Origin of the sequence: Acidisoma silvae, assembly GCF_020618775.1 — a bacterium.
Taxonomy (GTDB): Bacteria; Pseudomonadota; Alphaproteobacteria; order Acetobacterales; family Acetobacteraceae; genus Acidisoma; species Acidisoma silvae.
In genome coordinates, this window is record NZ_JAESVB010000003.1 from 1 (window position 1) to 17,196 (window position 17,196).

Genomic DNA, 17,196 nt, shown 5'->3' on the forward strand with positions numbered 1-17,196 from the left:
AAGAAAAAAGAACGAAAAATCAAAAGAAAACAACGAGATAAGCGCTGAAACGGGCCATCGACGCTTGATAAAACCCACTTCCTTGGTAGGAATGCAGGCCATGCAAAATTATGTGTGGTCAGTGTGACGATATGCAGAAAGCGCTAATCCCAGGCCGAAAAGCCTGGGATTAGCCTTGTCTGACTGGCCCGATCAGGCCGCGTCGGCGAGCCTGCCATTGATGATCAAGCCATCCGGACCGGCCGTCACCGGCACCGTCTCGCCGTCATGAATGGCCCCTTCCAGCAGCAGCCCGGCCAGCGGGTTCTGCAATTGCCGCTGAATGACGCGCTTCAGCGGCCGCGCCCCGTAGACCGGGTCATAGCCTTCCGCCGCCAGCCATTCCTGAGCCGCCGCATCGAGGCTGAGCGTAATCTTGCGATCCGCCAGGAGAGACCGCAGCCGGGCAAGCTGGATATCCACGATCGACGCCATATCCACCCGCTGAAGACGACGGAACAGGATCACCTCATCCAGCCGGTTGAGGAATTCCGGGCGGAAATGCATCCGCACGATAGTCATCACCTCGCCCTGCACCATGGCCGCCGCCTCGCCTTCCGGCTGCGCCGCCAGAATCTCGCTGCCCAGATTGCTGGTCAGCACGATGATCGTATTGCGGAAATCGACCGTCCGGCCCTGGCCGTCCGTCAGCCGCCCGTCATCCAGTACCTGCAACAGGATGTTGAAGACATCCTCATGCGCCTTCTCGACCTCATCGAAGAGGATCACCTGATAGGGCCGCCGCCGCACGGCTTCGGTCAGCACCCCACCCTCGTCGTACCCGACATAGCCCGGCGGCGCGCCGATCAGCCGGGAGACCGCGTGCTTCTCCATGAACTCGCTCATGTCGATGCGCAGCAGCGCCTTCTCGTCATCGAAAAGGAAGGACGCCAGCGCCTTGGTCAGCTCGGTCTTGCCGACGCCGGTCGGGCCGAGGAACAGGAAACTGCCGATCGGCCGGTTCGGATCCTGCAGGCCGGCCCGCGCCCGCCTGACCGCATTGGCCACAGCCCTCAGCGCATCCTCCTGGCCGACGACGCGATGGCGCAGGTCATCCTCCATGCGCAGCAGCTTGGACCGCTCACCTTCCAGCATCCGTTCCATCGGCACGCCGGTCCAGCGCGAGACGACGGAAGCGATCTGCTCCTCCGTCACCGCTTCATTGACCAGGCGGCTATCGCCCTCGCCGGACTGGCTGGCCGCGATCTCCTGCTCCAGCTTCGGAATGACGCCGTAGCGCAGCTCACCGGCGCGGGCGTAATTGCCCTGACGCTCGGCAATCTCCGCCTCGCTCCGCGCATGGTCGAGCTTTTCGGTCAGCTTCTGCGCGTCCTGCAGACGATCCTTCTCGTTCCGCCAGGCGGTCGTCAGGGCATCCGAACGCTCTTGCAGATCGGCGATCTCATGCTCCAGCTTCTCCAGCCGGTCCCGCGAGGCCGCGTCCTCCTCACGCCTCAGCGCCTCGCGCTCTATCTTGAGCTGCAGCAGGCGGCGATCCAGCTCGTCCAACTCCTCGGGCTTGCTGTCGACCTGCATGCGGAGCCGGCTGGCCGCCTCGTCCATCAGGTCGATGGCCTTATCCGGCAGGAAGCGGTCAGCGATATAGCGGTTGGAGAGGGTGGCCGCCGCCACCAGCGCGCCATCGGTGATGCGCACGCCGTGATGCAGCTCGTATTTCTCCTTGATGCCGCGCAGGATCGAAATCGTATCCTCGACCGAGGGCTCGCCTACAAAGACAGGCTGAAAGCGCCGCGCCAGGGCCGCGTCCTTCTCGACATGCTTGCGGTATTCGTCGAGCGTGGTGGCGCCGATGCAATGCAGCGCGCCGCGCGCCAGTTCCGGCTTCAGCAGGTTGGACGCGTCCATAGCGCCATCGGCCTTGCCGGCACCGACCAGCGTATGCATCTCGTCGATGAACAGCACGACTTCGCCCTGCGCCGCTTCAATCTCCTGCAGCACGGCCTTCAGCCGCTCCTCGAACTCGCCACGGAATTTGGCACCGGCGACCATAGCGCCCAGGTCGAGCGCCAGCAGCTTCTTGTTCTTCAGCGCCTCCGGCACGTCGCCATTGACGATGCGCAGCGCCAGCCCCTCGACAATGGCCGTCTTGCCGACGCCGGGCTCACCGATGAGCACCGGATTGTTCTTGGTGCGGCGGGCCAGAACCTGAATGGTGCGACGGATTTCCTCATCACGGCCGATGACCGGGTCCAGCTTGCCGTTGCGAGCCAGCTCGGTCACGTCGCGGGCGTATTTCTTAAGCGCGTCGAAGGTCGATTCCGCCGCCTGGCTGGTGACCTTGCGGCCCTTGCGCATATCCGTCACGGCGCGGTCCAGCGCCTGGGCCGGCGCGCCGGCGTCACGGAGCGCACGGGCCGCCGGTCCGTCGCTGGCGGCAAGCGCCACCAGCAGCCGGTCCTGCGCCACGTAATCGTCGCCGGCGCGTTGAGCCGCCGTCTGCGCGGCATCGAGCACGCGCACGAGTTCTGGGGTGATCTGCGGCTGGCCGGCACCGCCGCCCTGCACCTTGGGCTGGCGGGCGATTTCGACCTCGACCGCACGCGCGGCCACCGCCGGGTCACCGCCGGCGGCGCGAATGAGGCCGGACGCAGCGCCCTCGGGGTCGTCCAGCAGCGCTTTGAGCAGATGATCAGGCGTGATCCGCTGGTGGAATTCGCGGATGGCAATGGTCTGCGCGGCCTGCAGGAAGCCACGCGACCGCTCGGTGAATTTCTCAATATCCATATTTCTGTCCCTCAATCAGGCGACCTGTGACCGACTGCCCCTCAACAGGCGACAGCGTCACTTTACCGCATGAAAGTAGGAAGCGATTTGCGCGACCTCAAGGGGTCGTGAGGTCGAGACTCGCAAAAGAACGTTCATCCGCATCGCGCCGATCGGCGGATGCTTCCGTCCCCGCCGCGATCGGCGCATCCGCCAGGCAGGTCGACACGGCCGCTTCCCGCTCGACGGGCGCGGCAGGCGGCGGCACCGGCCGTTTCTCGGCTTCAGGCTTCGGCTCGCCGACCGTGACCTCGACATTGACGGTCATGGAGACGAAATCCTCGGGCTCGCCGATATAGCCGCCCGACAGCGGCGTCGCCTGATAGGGCTCACGCGCGGAACAGACGCGAATGAGGTTGCGGCCGGCGACCAGACCATTGGTGGGGTCGAATTCCACCCAGCCCGCACCGGGCAGATAGATGCTGCACCAGGCATGGGTCGCACCGCCGCCGACCATGGGATCAACGCTGTCGACCAGCGCTTCATCATAAAGGTAGCCCGAGACGAACCGCGCCGCGAAGCCAAGGCTGCGCGCGGCCTCCATCATCAGCACCGCGAAATCCCGGCAAGCGCCGCGCTTCTGAGCCAGCGTATGCAGCGGCCCATAGGTGCCTTTGGAGTCGCGGCCCTCATAGGTGAATTCCGCCTTGATCGCCTTGGTCATGGCGATGAGCAATTCCCAGGTCGGCGTATTGCCCTCCGGGCGCAGAAAGCGCCGCGCCCAGGCTTCGACCCGGCGGTCAGGATCCGGATAATGCGGCTCGATCAGCCGGCTGAGATCGGGATATTCATTGCCGGCATAGCGGAAGGGATAGATTTCCGCCGCCGGATCCAGCGGCAATTCGGTCGCGACCGGATAATGCTGCAGGTCCAGCCGGGAGACGATGCGCAGCTTGCTGGTCGACCCATGCGCCCAATCGAGCAGGCAAACGGAATTGTTGAAGACGTCATGCGCCCAGCGGGTGCTTGCCCCCGGCGGGATAATGCCGAGCGTTGCTTCCATGAGACGAAGGTCATGGCTGTCGCGCGGACGCATCATCAGCCGATGCTCCGTCAGCTTGACCGGCCGGCGATAGATATATTCCGTGGTATGGACGATGCGGACCCGGGGCATGGCTTATCCTAGCCCGCTCAGCGTGACGGCACCGTGACAGCCGGCGTCAGTCATGCTGCCGCCCTGCGTGGAAAACGGGCCCGCCGGCCGATAGCCCCGTCACAGCCCGATTTCATGCGGGCGCGCAGCCGGCCGATCCGGCCCACGCCCTGAAGCCGCCTGTCAAAGAAGGCCAGCGTCGGCTCGTTGTCGAAATCCATGTCGGACAGAAAGAACAGGAGCGTCGGCACCAGAATGGCCGCCAGCGTCGCCCGCTTGGTATGGCGGCTGGCATCCATCGACTGATCGCCGGCTGCCGCCCAGATGCCATTCACGAGACGGGAAACAATGGCCGCCGTCCGGCCGGCGTTCAGCGGCAGCGCCAGCCAGGTGATGGCCCGGCGCAGCGCGTCCTTATCCGGCCCCAATTCCTGCAACAGGCTGGCGACGATGGCGCGCACCCGCTTGGACAGCCGGATTTCGCTGCCGACCTGCGGCCCGGCGGCTGTCACGGCGCGTGACAAAGCCCGCGCGAAGAACAGCGCGATCATCGCGGGTGCGCCACCGGCGAAACGCCATTCCGCTTCCGCGGCATCCCGACCGGCGTCCCGCAGACCGGCGACAAGGGCGCGGCGGGTCCAGCCGTGGAAAGGCACCTGCGGCAGCATGATCCCTAGCGTGGCGAGGTCTTCGTCATTCAAAAGCAGGTCAGGAGTCTCGATCATAGCTCGGCTTCTTTCATGCTTCTTACGCAGGGGTATAGCCCCTAATGGGGCAGAACCGGCTGAAAGCGGGCCAGTTCCTCGTTGAAACCCATGAGAGAGAAGTCGCTCATGCGCATCGGGTAGAGGACGCCGTCGAGATGGTCATACTCGTGTTGTATAACGACAGCGTGCAATCCGCTTGCATTACGTTCCAGCGAAGCGCCGGAGCGATCCAGACCGGAATAGGTGATCTGCGCGAAGCGAGGGACAGCGGCGCGCAGGCCCGGAATCGACAGGCAGCCCTCCCAGCCCAGACGCTGTTCGGGACTAATGGGGGTGATGACCGGGTTGATCAGCGCCTGTGGCGGAAGGCCGTCGTCCTGGCTCTCCCCTTCCCCCTCGGCAGCCCGCGCGGCCGGCACATGGAAGACAAAAAGGCGAAGCGGAACATGGACTTGCGGGGCAGCGAGGCCAATGCCGCCGGCATCCATCATGGTCTCGATCATATCGTCGATCAGACGCTGAATCTCGGGGGACGCCACATCCTCGACGGGCAATGCCTCCTGCAAAAGAACCGGGTGGCCCATGCGCGCGATTTTGAGAATAGCCAATGTCAGCTCCAACAAGTGTGAAACGGAAAGCGTTTGGAGCAGGCGACGGGCCATGGTATAGCGCCCGCCTGATCCGGGACATGCAGACGTTTGTGGTCCCGACCCTTTATAGCAATTCCATGAGATGGAGCAGGCGACCAAGTGCAGGTTCTCGTTCGTGACAACAATGTTGATCAAGCGCTCAAGGCGCTTAAGAAGAAGATGCAGCGCGAAGGAATCTTTCGCGAAATGAAGCTGCGTCGCCATTTCGAAAAGCCGTCCGAGCGCCGCGCGCGCGAAGCCGCCGAAGCCGTGCGCCGCGCCCGCAAGATGGAGCGCAAGCGCCTGGAGCGTGAAGGCTTCTAAAGCTTTCTGGCTTTCTGCGATTTCAAAGAACCCGCCCTTACCGGCGGGTTTTTTGTTGCCTGCTGCGTCGCACCATCTTGTGATAGCGGCTAAATTTCAAAGCATTTCCGTCTGTTACAGCTGTAACTGCGGAACTGTGGCAAGTGTGGCACGGCTTTGCCTCAGCATGGCCCAAAACGCTTCTTATCTGTTGTTGCAGCAAGGCAGATGCCCCAGCGACGCAGGAGAGAGTAGCATGCGAATTGCCCAGATCGCGCCCCTCGCGGAAGCCGTTCCCCCCAAATTCTATGGTGGGACCGAGCGCGTTGTTTCTTACCTGACCGAGGAACTTGTCGCTCTCGGCCATGACGTGACCCTCTTCGCCAGCGGCGATAGCGTCACCAAGGCAGAGCTTGATGCGGTTTGGCCGCAGGCGCTGCGCCTGGACCCCACCATTCGTGACAGCCTGGCCCCGCTTGCCATGCTGCTGGAACGGGTGCGCCGCCGCGCCGACGAGTTCGACGTGCTGCACTTCCATCTTGACTATTGGCCTGCCTCGCTCTTTGCCCGGCACAATATTCCCTACGTGACGACGTTGCATGGTCGCCTGGACCTGCCGGAGCTGAAGCCGGTCTATGCCGAACTGCCGGATATGAACGTAATTTCGATCTCGGAATCGCAGCGCCGGCCGCTGAAGGAAGCCAATTACGTCGGCACCGTGCTGCATGGCCTGCCCGCCAATCTTTTGGCGCCGCAGGCAATCGAACCGACCTACCTCGCCTTCCTCGGCCGTATCTGCCCGGAAAAGCGTCCCGACCGCGCCATCCGCATCGCGCGGGCCGCCGGCATTCCGCTGAAGATCGCGGCCAAGGTTGACAAGGTCGACCAGGAATATTTCGAGACCGTCATCCAACCGCTGATCGCCGAAGGCGGTGGCGTGGAACTGGTGGGAGAGATCAACGAATCCCAGAAGCCCGCCTTCCTCAGCGGTGCCAAGGCGCTTCTGATGCCGATCGACTGGCCGGAACCTTTCGGCCTGGTGATGATCGAGGCCATGGCCTGCGGCACGCCGGTGATCGCCTATAACCACGGCTCGGTGCCCGAGATCATCGACGATGGCGTCACCGGCTTCATCGTCGAGGACGAAAAGGGCGCGATTGCCGCGCTTCGCCACCTGACGGAGATTTCGCGCGACGTCGTGCGCGCCACCTTCGACACGCGCTTCACCGCGCGCCGCATGGCGGAGGATTATCTGACGATCTATCGCGAATTGACCCAGGCCAACCGCCCGCGCCTGCGTCTGGTTCGCTGACCGAGCGCCTTCTAAAACCACCACGCCGCACAAAAGGGCGCGCCGCAAGGCGCGCCCTTTTTATTCATGCACGGTCCAGAAAGGCTCCCGGCAGGAACCCGAGAAGATCGGTATCAGATCGCCTTCAGGTTCGTCGCGGCTGCCTTACCGCGCTCCATGGCGACTTCGTAGCTGACCTTCTGGCCCTCGTTCAGGCCGCGCAGGCCAGCGGCCTGGACCGCTGTAATATGGACGAAAACGTCCTTGCCACCATCCTGGGGCATAATGAAACCAAAGCCCTTGGTGGTGTTGAACCACTTAACAGTGCCGATCGCCATAGCTGTACCCATCTCCGTCTTCGATAAACCGCGCGCCGCAACAATCGGGCCTTGTAGACTTGACGACGCCGCCAGACAGAGGCGCAACAAGATTAGGCCAGAATTTGAATGCGCATTAGCCATGCAGAAAACGGAAGGGGTTGTCAATCACTATGGAATTCCCAGTCCGGACATAGAAAAAGGGGCAGACGATGCCTGCCCCTTGTTCCTGAACTAGAACGGAAAATCCGCCGGGGAGGATGACCTCCCGCCCCGGCGAAATCACGATCTTAGAAGTCCATGTCGCCCATGCCGCCCATGCCGCCACCGCCCGGCATCGGAGCAGCCTTCTTCTCGGGACGCTCGGCGACCATCGCCTCGGTCGTCACGAGCAGACCGGCAACGGAGGCCGCATCCTGCAGAGCCGTGCGCACGACCTTCGCGGGGTCGATGATGCCGGCCGCAACCAGGTCCTTGAACTCGCCGCTCTGCGCGTCGTAGCCCCAGTTGTAGTCGTCCTTCTCCAGCGTCTTGCCGGCGATGACGGCGCCATCGGCACCGGCATTCTCAGCGATCTGACGCAGCGGAGCCTGGATGGCCTTGCGGATGATGTCGACGCCGAAGGTCTGGTCGGCATTGTCGCCCTTAACACCGACGAGGATCGTGGAAGCGCGCACCAGGGCGACGCCGCCGCCCGGAACGATGCCTTCTTCAACCGCCGCGCGGGTCGCATGCAGCGCGTCATCGACGCGATCCTTGCGCTCCTTCACTTCGACTTCGGTCGAGCCGCCAACGCGGATCACGGCCACGCCACCGGCGAGCTTCGCCAGACGCTCCTGGAGCTTCTCGCGGTCGTAGTCGGAGGAGGTCTCTTCGACCTGAGCGCGGATCTGCGCGCAACGGCCGGCGATGTCTTCCTTCGAGCCCACGCCTTCGACGATCGTGGTGTTCTCTTTCTCGATCAGCACCTTCTTGGCGCGGCCGAGCATGTTCAGCGTCACGGTCTCAAGCTTGATGCCGAGATCTTCGCTGATGACCTGGCCACCGGTCAGGATCGCGATGTCTTCCAGCATGGCCTTGCGGCGATCGCCAAAGCCCGGAGCCTTCACGGCCGCGATCTTCAGGCCGCCACGCAGCTTGTTGACGACGAGGGTGGCGAGAGCCTCACCTTCGATGTCTTCGGCGATGATCAGCAGCGGCTTGCCGGACTGAACAACGGCTTCCAGCAGCGGCAGGATCGGCTGCAGGCCGGAGAGCTTCTTCTCGTGGATCAGGATGTAGGGGCTGTCGAGGTCAGCCACCATCTTATCCGGATTGGTGATGAAGTAGGGGGAGACATAGCCGCGGTCGAACTGCATGCCTTCGACAACGTCGAGCTCGGTCTCAATGCCCTTGCTCTCTTCGACGGTGATGACACCCTCGTTGCCGACCTTCTGCATCGCTTCCGAGATCTTCTGGCCGATATCGGCCTCGCCGTTGGCGGAAATGGTGCCAACCTGGGCGGTCTCGGACGGGGAGTTGATCTTCTTGGAGCGGGTCTTGATCTCGGTAACGACCAGACCGACGGCCTTGTCGATGCCGCGCTTCAGATCCATCGGGTTCATGCCGGCGGCAACGGCCTTCAGGCCTTCGCGCACGATGGCCTGGGCCAGCACGGTCGCGGTCGTCGTGCCGTCGCCGGCCAGGTCATTGGTCTTCGAGGCCACTTCGCGCACCATCTGGGCGCCCATGTTCTCGAACTTGTCAGCCAGCTCGATTTCTTTGGCGACCGTCACACCGTCCTTGGTGATGCGCGGAGCGCCGAAGCTCTTGTCGATGACGACATTGCGGCCCTTGGGACCCAGCGTCACCTTAACGGCATCGGCCAGAATATCGACGCCGCGCAGCAGGCGGGCCCGTGCGTCGGTGGAGAAGCGAACGTCTTTCGCTGCCATTGGACTACGTCCTTCTAAAATAGAGACAGGATCGGTTTAAGCGAGGCGCCCTAAGGCCGCCGTCGCGTGATTAGGCGATCACACCCATGATGTCAGACTCCTTCATGATCAGGAGTTCTTCACCATCGATCTTGACCTCGGTGCCAGACCACTTGCCGAACAGGATCTTGTCGCCGGCCTTCACGTCCAGAGCGACGATCGCGCCCTGCTCGTTACGGGCGCCGGCGCCGACGGCGATGACTTCGCCTTCCATCGGCTTTTCCTTGGCGGTATCGGGAATGATGATGCCGCCGGAGGTCTTCTCTTCCGCGGTCAAGCGGCGAACAACAACGCGGTCGTGTAGGGGACGGAACTTCATTCGGATCGCTCCTGAATGGGGTTTGTTGAGCGTCAACCCGCAACCAGCCCAAAAAGCGGCACCGGCCTGCGCGTCTTGGCACTCTCTTCGTGAGAGTGCCAGCGGTCTAACTACTCCCCCAAGGACTGTCAATGATTTCGGCAGCACTCTCAATAGTCGAGTGCTAATATGCTGATCTTACTGTGTTTTTTCTTGTGTCAGATTGATGAACTTGCCATCGTCCATTTGCTTCGGGGCAAGCGCGCGCTTCATCCCGAAGATCCACAGCATGAGATCGGCGACGGCAGACCCCTTCAAACGGCAAGGATGACAGAATGACCCTGGCTCTCCAGCTGCGTGACTTTCGCCTCACGACCGCGGAAATCCTTTATCATCTGCCTGACCACCCCGCCGTATTGCAGAGCTATATCTGGCAGGAGATGGATCTGGCCCCGGACTATCCGACGCTGCACCGTTTCCTCGCTTTCTGGAAACGCGAGATCGAGGGACCGCTGCACTCCGTCCGCGTCAGCCACGCGGGCAGCCTCATCGCCCCGCCGCAATGGCGTCATGTAGATGTCAGTCTTACCCTTCACTAACCGTCCTTTCACAACGGCCGCGCAGGCATCGCATGACACGGTGCTTGCCCAAGGCAGGACTGTGATGGTGCAATAGGCCTCTGGCATCGCCATCTGCCTGCCAGGGGCCGGCACCACCGCGCCGCCTGCCCGAACTTGTGAAAGTCCCCAAGCCATGCTGCCCTCCGCGACCCCACTGGAAACCACCGACGGGCTGTTCTTCGGCCAGGACGGCAGCGCGCTTGATCGTGCCGCCGCCGAGCGGCTGGTGCAGGACACGCTGACCGGCACCGATGACGGCGAGCTTTTCCTGGAATATCGGGAGAGCGAGGCCCTGGCCCTGGAAGACGGGCGCATCCGCACCGCCAGTTCCGACACCGCCCTCGGCTTTGGCCTTCGCGCCGTTTCGGGCGAGGCCACCGGCTATGCCCATGCGGGCGAAATTTCAGAAGCGGCACTGAACCGCGCGGCCGACAGCGTGCGGGCGGTACGCGCCGGCCATTCCGGGGAATTCATGGCCGCCCCCCAGGCAACCAATCAGCGCCTCTACAGCGGCGACAATCCGCTGCGCACGACGGAATTCGCCGTCCGCGCCGCGCTTCTGTCCGAAATCGACGCCTATGCCCGCGCACTCGACCCGCGCGTGACGCAGGTGATGGCTTCGCTCTACGGCGAGTGGCAGGCCGTGCAGATTCTGCGCGCCGACGGCAGCCGGGTCGCGGACCTGCGGCCGCTTGTGCGCCTCAACGTCTCGATCGTGGTCGAACAGGACGGCCGGCGGGAGACCGGCGGCCACGGCACCGGTGGCCGCTTCTCCTATGCCCAGATCATGGATGGCGCGATCTGGCGCGCTGCCGCCGACGAGGCTCTGCGCCAGGCGCTGCTCAATCTGGAAAGCGTCGCAGCACCGGCCGGGGAGATGGAAGTCGTGCTCGGCTCCGGCTGGCCCGGCATCCTGCTGCATGAAGCGATCGGCCATGGGCTGGAAGGCGACTTCAACCGCAAGAAAACCTCGGCCTTCGCCGGCCTGTTGGGCCAGCGCGTGGCCAGCCCCGGCGTCACCATCGTCGATGACGGCACCCTGCCCGACCGGCGCGGCAGCCTGACGGTCGATGACGAAGGCACGCCGACCAGCCGCACGGTCATGATCGAGGACGGCATCCTGGTCGGTTATATCCAGGACCGGCTGAACGCCCGGCTGATGAATATGCGCGCCACCGGCAATGGCCGGCGCCAGTCCTATGCCCACGCGCCGATGCCGCGCATGACCAATACGGTCATGCTGAACGGCGCCCATACGCCGGAGGAAATGATCCGCTCGACCAAGCGCGGCCTTTACGCCGTGAATTTCGGCGGCGGCCAGGTGGACATCACATCGGGCAAGTTCGTCTTCTCGGCCTCCGAAGCCTATATGATCGAGGACGGCAAGCTTGGCGCCCCGGTGAAGGGCGCGACCATCATCGGTAACGGACCGGACGCGCTGACCAAGGTCACGATGATTGGCAATGACATGGCGCTCGACCCCGGTATCGGCACCTGCGGCAAGCAGGGCCAGGGCGTGCCCGTCGGCGTCGGCCAGCCACATCTGAAGATGGCGGGCCTGACCATCGGCGGCACCGCGCGCTGAAGTGCTGCGCAACGAAGGCCAGCGCTTTCGTTGCGGTTCCGCTTTCCCCGGTGACGATCCCCTCCTCCCGGCGTCTATTGGGAAGAGGGTGATCATTAACCGGATTCGTGCATGCTCGATCTTGAAAGCTACCTGCGCCGCATTGAATGGGTGGGACCGCTTGCGCCTGACCTCGCAACGCTGACTGGCCTGATCCAGGCCCATCTTTGCGCAATCCCCTTCGAAAATCTGGACGTGCTGCTGGGCCGCCGCATCAGTCTCGATCTGGGCGATATCCAGCGTAAGCTGATCGGCGGCCGACGCGGCGGCTATTGCTTTGAACAGGCAACGCTTTTTGACGCTGTCTTGCAGGCGATCGGCTTTCGCACCTCGTGCCATTTGGCGCGCGTGGTTTTGGCGGCTCCGAGGCATTTGTCGTCCCGCACGCATCTCTTCGTGCTGGTCGATCTGCCGGAAGGGCGGTTCGTCGCTGATCCCGGCTTCGGCGGCCCAGCGGCACGCGGCCCGGTGCTATTGGCCGATATCGGCGCATCCCCCGCCACCGGCACCAACCATTGGTTCAGCTTTGCCGACGGAGCCTGGGTTCTGCACGGACGGGACGGCGCAACCGAGACGGAGCTTTGGGTCACCGAACTGGCGACCGACTATCCGATCGATGCCGATGTCTCGAACCACTTCGTTTCGACCCATCCAGCGTCGATCTTCACCACGGCCATCATGATGAACCGCTTCACGCCGGACGGACGGGTCTCGGTCATGAATCGCAATGTCACGCTTTGGCGGGCGGGCGAATCTCAAACCTGGGAATTGGCCGACCGTCGGGCTTTGCGGCATCTGCTGGCCGAGCGTTTCGGAATCGACCTTCCTGAAGTCGAAAGCCTGACGGCGTCGGGAATCCCGGACTGGAGCTGAGGTCCATCGTGGAACAGGGACTGAATGACGCCGCCTGTTCCACGTGAAAAGACCGACCCGCTTACGGCGTGATATTGGCCGGCAGCGGCGGCAGGACGCCCGATGATGCGGGCGCCGCCGGCTTGGGTGCCACAGGGGCCGGGGCGGGTGTCGGAGCCGACGCCGGCGCCGGAATGGCAGCGGCCGGCACAGCTGCGCCCATCGTGCCATTCGGCTGAACGGGAACAAGCTGCGGCATAGCGGCTGCACCGGCCGGCATGGCCGGCGTCAGCTGCGTCGGCGCACCGGGCATGGCCGGCACAGCCGGGGATGACAGGTCCTGGTCGGTCGGCACCGGATTGCCCTGCGGCATGCCCAAATCGCCGCCCGGCATCGTATCGGTATTGACCGGCGGTGCGGTGACGGCAGCCGGCATCGTCATGCCGGGCATGGCGGGCATGGCGGGCGCCGGCTGGGTCGCGCCCAGCGGCTGAGGTGCCGTCAGCGGCATGGCCGCGCCCATCACGGGCGCGCCAGGACCGCTCAGCGGCACCGCCTGCACGGGCGTCGGCCCGGACGGGCCGCCGATCACGGCAGAGCCGCCGCCCACGATCCAGCGCGGCAGGTTTTGGCGAATCTGATATTCAAGCTCGACATTCTCGGCGTTCACCATGTCCTGCGTCATGGCATACAGGAACGCGCGCAGCGCCGCCTGGCTGGTATCGTCCGGCATGGTGCGCGTGCGGCTGATGCTGGCATCCGTATAGCCACGGGACCGCCCATCGGCCGAGCGCACGGTCAGGCGCAGCGAGATATTGCCCACCGCCGTGTCATTCACCTGATTGATCGAGGCGCTGTTGACGGTGATTGTCGCCGTGCCGCCGCCACCGCCCGCGACCAGACGATCCTGGATCAGCTGCTGCACCGCCTGCAACGGCGCTTCAGGGCTCATCGGATCGAGGTCTGTGCCATTCTGGCCGCCCGCGAAGGCCACCTGCGTCTGGATGGACGCGACATTGAGCGAGATCGGCGCCAGGTAGTTGTAGCGCAAAGGCGGAAAGTTTTGCGGCACACCATCATCCCCGCCGCAGCCGGCGAGCAGAAGCGGCGCCGACATCGCGGCGCCAAGCAGCAGATGGCGGAACATCGAGCGTGTCACGAAGGTCTTCTCCTATTGCGGGCGAGCGGCAGATTGACCGTGCAGATCGGCACGGGGAAAGCTGAAATGCATGTTGCAGAATTCACAGGTCATGGTGATGTCGTCGCCCTGCACCATCTCGTCCAGCTCTTCCGGAGTGAATTGCTCCAGAATGCCGGTCAGCTTGGCGCGGGAGCAACGGCAGCCATAGCCCAGCGCGCGAGCGCGGTCGGCGGCCACGCCCTCTGTATGGAACAGGCGATACAGCAGCCGTTCGGGTGTTACCTGGTCATCCAGCAGTTCGGCCTCGGTGACGGTGGCGGCCAGCGTCACCGCCGTGTTCCAACTCTCGTCCTGCTCGGCATCCGACAAGGCCAGATTGCCGTCGCCGCCCGAGGCGATGCGTTCCAGGATCAGCGCGCTCGCCCGCCAACCTTGCGGGGTCTGGGCGCAAGCCAGGTGGATGGCGCACTGAAACTGCTCGCTGGTCGCGAAGTAATGCAAAGCCATGTCAGACAGGTCGGCGCCTTCGATGGCGACGATACCCTGATGCCGCTCCGTCTCCGGCCCCTGATCGACCGTGAAGGCCAGATAGCCTTGGCCCAGCAGTTCGGCGTCCGTCGCGGCATCGGCGTCGTCGAGCAGCGCCAGCCTGTCATTGTCGCCACGGGCATAGCCGCGCAGCGTGCCCTCATCGGTGCAATCGGTCAGCAGCAGATTGACCGGGCCGTCGCCCTTTGCCTGAAGGCTGAAGGTTCCGGAATATTTCAAAGCCGTCGCCAGGGCGGCCGTCAGCGCCAGCGCCTTGCCGGCCAGCCGGGTGACGGCATGGGGATTATGCGCATGGCGGCCCAGCAGCGCCTCTGCCAAAGGGCCAAGCTTGATCAGGCGGCCACGCACCGGCCGGTCGGGCAGGAAAAACGGCGTCACGCCCTGCGGGACGACAACATCCGGGAGATTGGGACGGCCACTATCAAGAAAAGCGGGAAGATCGTTCATGCAACTCACTTAAGACGCCAGAACCGGTTTCGCCATCCGCTATTGCGCATTGAACCCTGCCATTCGCGGCAATCTCGCCTCTACTGCGGCCAGCGGAACAAAGGAATTGGCCCAAGCCTTACGAGACCGTCATCCAGCGACAGCGCGGCCGGCATATCCGCCGTCATCACCAGGCCGGCGACCGCCCCCATGGCGCGCGCCTCCGCCCGTGTCATGACCTTCTCATCCGCCAGTTTTTCGAGTGCCACGTTCAAGCCCTTGGCCGATACCGAGAGCAAGCCTTTCGGTTTCTGACGAGCCGCAAGCGCCAATCGGCCGGTCGCGTTCAGCGTCAGGGGACCGTCTTCGAGCGTGAAGGCGCAAAGGGCAAGCTGCGGCGCGGCGGACGGGCCGGAGATCACCGTGTCGAAAGACAGAAATTTCGGATTGCCCAGCGCCCCCATATGCGAGCGCGGCAGACCGATGCCCTGCAGCTGCATCGCCAGCACAGTCTCCGGCCCATCCGCCTGTAGCGCGGCGGCCATCGCCGTGATGGAGACGGGCTGAACCTTGCCCTCGCCGGCGGGCCAGGCGGCCAGGATGGCCGAGGCATTGCCCTGGATCAGCCCGAGCCGGCCATCCGGCAGCAAGGCTGCCAGCGCCGCCATCTTCTGCGCCTGGAAGGCGACCGGCGGCTTGTGTCCAAGGGCAATGGACTGCCGCCCGTCGATACCGATGAACAGATCGCCGGAATGGCGGATGTCGCGTGCCAGCGTCACCTGAGCCGCCTGCCAGACGGCGCCACCCGGCAGAGCGGCCTGATCGGCCTCAACCGAGACATGGGTCAGCCGGATGCCGGCCGCCATCGGCCAGCCGGTTCGCACCGGCGGGTCATGCCGGATGACGAAGCCCGCCGCCTGGGCCTGGCTTTCCCAAGCGGTCAGATTGTCCGCCAGCCGCCCGGCCAGAAGATACCAAACCCCAGTCCAGCCCCCGACAAGGACCAGAAGAAGGAAAATCAGGACCAGAAAAGCCCGTCTGAAGCGACGCCGTTTGCTCATGCACATCCATATCGCGATGGCGACGCTTGTCGCCACCCTGCCCCATGCTTATGCCTCTGTGGGATCGTCAGTGACCGGAGACCAAGATGGCCGCGAAATCCGTAAAGAAAGTCGTGCTCGCCTATTCGGGCGGGCTTGATACCAGCGTTATCCTCAAATGGCTTCAGCAGACCTATGGCTGTGAAGTCGTGACCTTTACGGCCGATCTGGGCCAGGGCGAGGAACTGGAACCCGCACGCCGCAAGGCCGAGATGGCTGGTGTGAAGCAGATCTTCGTCGACGATCTGCGCGAAACCTTCGTGAAGGATTTCGTCTTCCCGATGTTCCGCGCCAATGCGCTGTATGAGGGCCAGTATCTGCTCGGCACCTCCATCGCCCGGCCGCTCATCGCCCAGCGCCAGATTGAGATCGCGGAAGAGGTCGGCGCCGACGCCGTCGCCCATGGCGCGACCGGCAAGGGCAATGACCAGGTCCGCTTCGAGGTCGCCTATTACGCCCTAAAGCCGGATGTGACGGTGATTGCCCCCTGGCGCGAATGGGATCTGACAAGCCGCACCCGGCTCATCGAATTCGCGGAAAAGAACCAGATTCCGGTGACGAAGGACAAGCGCGGCGAAGCTCCCTTCTCCGTCGATGCCAATCTTCTGCACTCGTCGTCGGAAGGCAAAATCCTCGAAGACCCCGCCATCGAAGCGGATGAGATCGTCTACCAGCGCACCATCCGGCCGGAAGACGCGCCGGATGTGGCGACGACCATCACCATGGACTTCCATAATGGCGATGCGGTCGCGATCAATGGCGTGGCGCTGTCGCCGGCCACCCTGCTGACACAGCTCAATGCACTCGGTAAGGCCAATGGCATCGGCCGCCTGGATCTGGTCGAAAACCGCTTCGTCGGCATGAAGTCGCGCGGCATTTATGAGACGCCGGGCGGCACCATTCTGCTTGCCGCCCATCGCGGCATCGAAAGCATCACGCTGGACCGCGAAGCGGCGCATCTTAAAGACAGCCTGATGCCGCGCTATGCCGAACTGATCTATAACGGCTTCTGGTTCAGCCCGGAGCGGCGGATGCTACAGGCGCTGATCGATACCAGCCAGGCTTCCGTCAGCGGCCGCGTCACCCTGAAGCTGTATAAGGGCAATGTCACGGTCATCGGCCGCGAAAGCCCGAACAGCCTCTATTCCATGAAGGTCGTGACCTTCGAGGACGATCAGGGCGCCTATAATCAGGTCGATGCGCAGGGCTTCATTAAGCTGCAAGCGCTGCGCCTGCGCCTGGGTGCCGCCGCCGGCCGGAAAGGCGGCACTCCGTAATTCACTGACATAATTGCGCAAAAAGGCCGCGGAGCGATCCGCGGCCTTTTTTGTATTGAGGCAATGTCGTGGAGCGGGCGAAGGGAATCGAACCCTCCTAGCTAGCTTGGAAGGCTAGAGCATTACCACTATGCTACGCCCGCCCATGGCAGCCTTGATACCCGCCTTCCGGC

At 63.8% G+C, this 17,196-nt stretch carries 16 protein-coding genes and 1 tRNA gene; 6 read left to right on the forward strand and 11 right to left on the reverse strand.

Annotated elements, in window-relative coordinates:
* Window positions 1–192: 192 nt before the first annotated feature.
* The 4 genes from clpB to def all read right to left on the reverse strand — a co-directional run bounded on the left by clpB (window position 193) and on the right by def (window position 5,231).
* Complete coding sequence (clpB, locus tag ASILVAE211_RS07950; RefSeq protein WP_227320781.1) at window positions 193–2,784, reverse strand: ATP-dependent chaperone ClpB; 2,592 nt, start codon at window positions 2,782–2,784, stop codon at window positions 193–195.
* A 97-nt stretch (window positions 2,785–2,881) separates the two neighbouring features.
* Window positions 2,882–3,937 (reverse strand): transglutaminase family protein, encoded by a 1,056-nt coding sequence (locus tag ASILVAE211_RS07955; RefSeq protein ID WP_227320782.1) that lies wholly within the window; start codon window positions 3,935–3,937, stop codon window positions 2,882–2,884.
* Between the two features lie 50 nt (window positions 3,938–3,987).
* Entirely contained in the window at window positions 3,988–4,641 is a 654-nt protein-coding gene (locus ASILVAE211_RS07960; RefSeq protein WP_227320783.1) for a COQ9 family protein, read from the reverse strand.
* Window positions 4,642–4,682: 41 nt separating this feature from the next.
* On the reverse strand, window positions 4,683–5,231 hold the full coding sequence (gene def / locus ASILVAE211_RS07965; protein ID WP_227320784.1) for a peptide deformylase: 549 nt from the start codon (window positions 5,229–5,231) through the stop codon (window positions 4,683–4,685).
* Between the two features lie 141 nt (window positions 5,232–5,372).
* Here def and rpsU point away from each other — a divergent pair, with 141 nt between their 5' ends.
* Window positions 5,373–5,576 (forward strand): 30S ribosomal protein S21, encoded by a 204-nt coding sequence (rpsU, locus tag ASILVAE211_RS07970; protein ID WP_141459012.1) that lies wholly within the window; start codon window positions 5,373–5,375, stop codon window positions 5,574–5,576.
* A gap of 235 nt (window positions 5,577–5,811) precedes the next feature.
* Complete coding sequence (locus ASILVAE211_RS07975; RefSeq protein WP_227320785.1) at window positions 5,812–6,867, forward strand: glycosyltransferase family 4 protein; 1,056 nt, start codon at window positions 5,812–5,814, stop codon at window positions 6,865–6,867.
* 113 nt (window positions 6,868–6,980) lie between these two features.
* On the opposite strand, the gene ASILVAE211_RS07980 is transcribed toward ASILVAE211_RS07975, so the two are convergent.
* The 3 genes from ASILVAE211_RS07980 to groES all read right to left on the reverse strand — a co-directional run bounded on the left by ASILVAE211_RS07980 (window position 6,981) and on the right by groES (window position 9,455).
* A complete protein-coding gene (locus ASILVAE211_RS07980) occupies window positions 6,981–7,184 on the reverse strand; it encodes a cold-shock protein (RefSeq protein ID WP_227309180.1) in 204 nt (67 codons plus the stop codon).
* 269 nt (window positions 7,185–7,453) lie between these two features.
* Entirely contained in the window at window positions 7,454–9,097 is a 1,644-nt protein-coding gene (groL, locus tag ASILVAE211_RS07985; protein ID WP_227320786.1) for a chaperonin GroEL, read from the reverse strand.
* Between the two features lie 70 nt (window positions 9,098–9,167).
* Window positions 9,168–9,455, reverse strand: coding sequence for a co-chaperone GroES (gene groES, locus ASILVAE211_RS07990; RefSeq protein WP_227320787.1), 288 nt, complete (start codon window positions 9,453–9,455; stop codon window positions 9,168–9,170).
* A gap of 314 nt (window positions 9,456–9,769) precedes the next feature.
* On the opposite strand from groES, the gene ASILVAE211_RS07995 reads away from it, so the two are divergent.
* The 3 genes from ASILVAE211_RS07995 (at window position 9,770) to ASILVAE211_RS08005 (ending at window position 12,551) form a co-directional block, all read left to right on the forward strand.
* Window positions 9,770–10,033 carry an usg protein gene (locus tag ASILVAE211_RS07995; RefSeq protein WP_227320788.1) on the forward strand — a complete coding sequence of 88 codons (264 nt, stop codon included), beginning with the start codon at window positions 9,770–9,772 and terminating at the stop codon, window positions 10,031–10,033.
* A 154-nt stretch (window positions 10,034–10,187) separates the two neighbouring features.
* Window positions 10,188–11,639 carry a metalloprotease TldD gene (gene tldD / locus ASILVAE211_RS08000; RefSeq protein WP_227320789.1) on the forward strand — a complete coding sequence of 484 codons (1,452 nt, stop codon included), beginning with the start codon at window positions 10,188–10,190 and terminating at the stop codon, window positions 11,637–11,639.
* Between the two features lie 111 nt (window positions 11,640–11,750).
* Window positions 11,751–12,551 carry an arylamine N-acetyltransferase family protein gene (locus ASILVAE211_RS08005; RefSeq protein ID WP_227320790.1) on the forward strand — a complete coding sequence of 267 codons (801 nt, stop codon included), beginning with the start codon at window positions 11,751–11,753 and terminating at the stop codon, window positions 12,549–12,551.
* Between the two features lie 61 nt (window positions 12,552–12,612).
* On the opposite strand, the gene ASILVAE211_RS08010 is transcribed toward ASILVAE211_RS08005, so the two are convergent.
* From ASILVAE211_RS08010 to ASILVAE211_RS08020, 3 genes are all read right to left on the reverse strand, one after another.
* Complete coding sequence (locus ASILVAE211_RS08010) at window positions 12,613–13,689, reverse strand: LPS-assembly lipoprotein LptE (protein ID WP_227320791.1); 1,077 nt, start codon at window positions 13,687–13,689, stop codon at window positions 12,613–12,615.
* A 12-nt stretch (window positions 13,690–13,701) separates the two neighbouring features.
* Entirely contained in the window at window positions 13,702–14,667 is a 966-nt protein-coding gene (gene hslO / locus ASILVAE211_RS08015) for an Hsp33 family molecular chaperone HslO (RefSeq protein ID WP_227320792.1), read from the reverse strand.
* Between the two features lie 80 nt (window positions 14,668–14,747).
* Window positions 14,748–15,707, reverse strand: coding sequence for a DUF2125 domain-containing protein (locus ASILVAE211_RS08020; RefSeq protein ID WP_227320793.1), 960 nt, complete (start codon window positions 15,705–15,707; stop codon window positions 14,748–14,750).
* Window positions 15,708–15,793: 86 nt separating this feature from the next.
* Between ASILVAE211_RS08020 and ASILVAE211_RS08025 the strand changes: the two genes are divergently transcribed.
* A complete protein-coding gene (locus tag ASILVAE211_RS08025; RefSeq protein WP_227320794.1) occupies window positions 15,794–17,023 on the forward strand; it encodes an argininosuccinate synthase in 1,230 nt (409 codons plus the stop codon).
* Window positions 17,024–17,092: 69 nt separating this feature from the next.
* On the opposite strand, the gene ASILVAE211_RS08030 is transcribed toward ASILVAE211_RS08025, so the two are convergent.
* Window positions 17,093–17,166: transfer RNA gene (locus ASILVAE211_RS08030), tRNA-Gly, on the reverse strand.
* Window positions 17,167–17,196: the final 30 nt, after the last annotated feature.

Excerpts from the sequence above, each read along its gene's own strand:
- clpB (WP_227320781.1), bottom strand. The coding sequence starts at position 2,784 with ATGGATATTGAGAAATTCACCGAGCGGTCGCGTGGCTTCCTGCAGGCC.
- ASILVAE211_RS07955 (WP_227320782.1), bottom strand. The coding sequence starts at position 3,937 with ATGCCCCGGGTCCGCATCGTCCATACCACGGAATATATCTATCGCCGG.
- ASILVAE211_RS07960 (WP_227320783.1), bottom strand. The coding sequence starts at position 4,641 with ATGATCGAGACTCCTGACCTGCTTTTGAATGACGAAGACCTCGCCACG.
- ASILVAE211_RS07975 (WP_227320785.1), top strand. The coding sequence starts at position 5,812 with ATGCGAATTGCCCAGATCGCGCCCCTCGCGGAAGCCGTTCCCCCCAAA.
- ASILVAE211_RS07980 (WP_227309180.1), bottom strand. The coding sequence starts at position 7,184 with ATGGCGATCGGCACTGTTAAGTGGTTCAACACCACCAAGGGCTTTGGT.
- groL (WP_227320786.1), bottom strand. The coding sequence starts at position 9,097 with ATGGCAGCGAAAGACGTTCGCTTCTCCACCGACGCACGGGCCCGCCTG.
- groES (WP_227320787.1), bottom strand. The coding sequence starts at position 9,455 with ATGAAGTTCCGTCCCCTACACGACCGCGTTGTTGTTCGCCGCTTGACC.
- ASILVAE211_RS07995 (WP_227320788.1), top strand. The coding sequence starts at position 9,770 with ATGACCCTGGCTCTCCAGCTGCGTGACTTTCGCCTCACGACCGCGGAA.
- tldD (WP_227320789.1), top strand. The coding sequence starts at position 10,188 with ATGCTGCCCTCCGCGACCCCACTGGAAACCACCGACGGGCTGTTCTTC.
- ASILVAE211_RS08005 (WP_227320790.1), top strand. The coding sequence starts at position 11,751 with ATGCTCGATCTTGAAAGCTACCTGCGCCGCATTGAATGGGTGGGACCG.
- hslO (WP_227320792.1), bottom strand. The coding sequence starts at position 14,667 with ATGAACGATCTTCCCGCTTTTCTTGATAGTGGCCGTCCCAATCTCCCG.
- ASILVAE211_RS08020 (WP_227320793.1), bottom strand. The coding sequence starts at position 15,707 with ATGAGCAAACGGCGTCGCTTCAGACGGGCTTTTCTGGTCCTGATTTTC.
- ASILVAE211_RS08025 (WP_227320794.1), top strand. The coding sequence starts at position 15,794 with ATGGCCGCGAAATCCGTAAAGAAAGTCGTGCTCGCCTATTCGGGCGGG.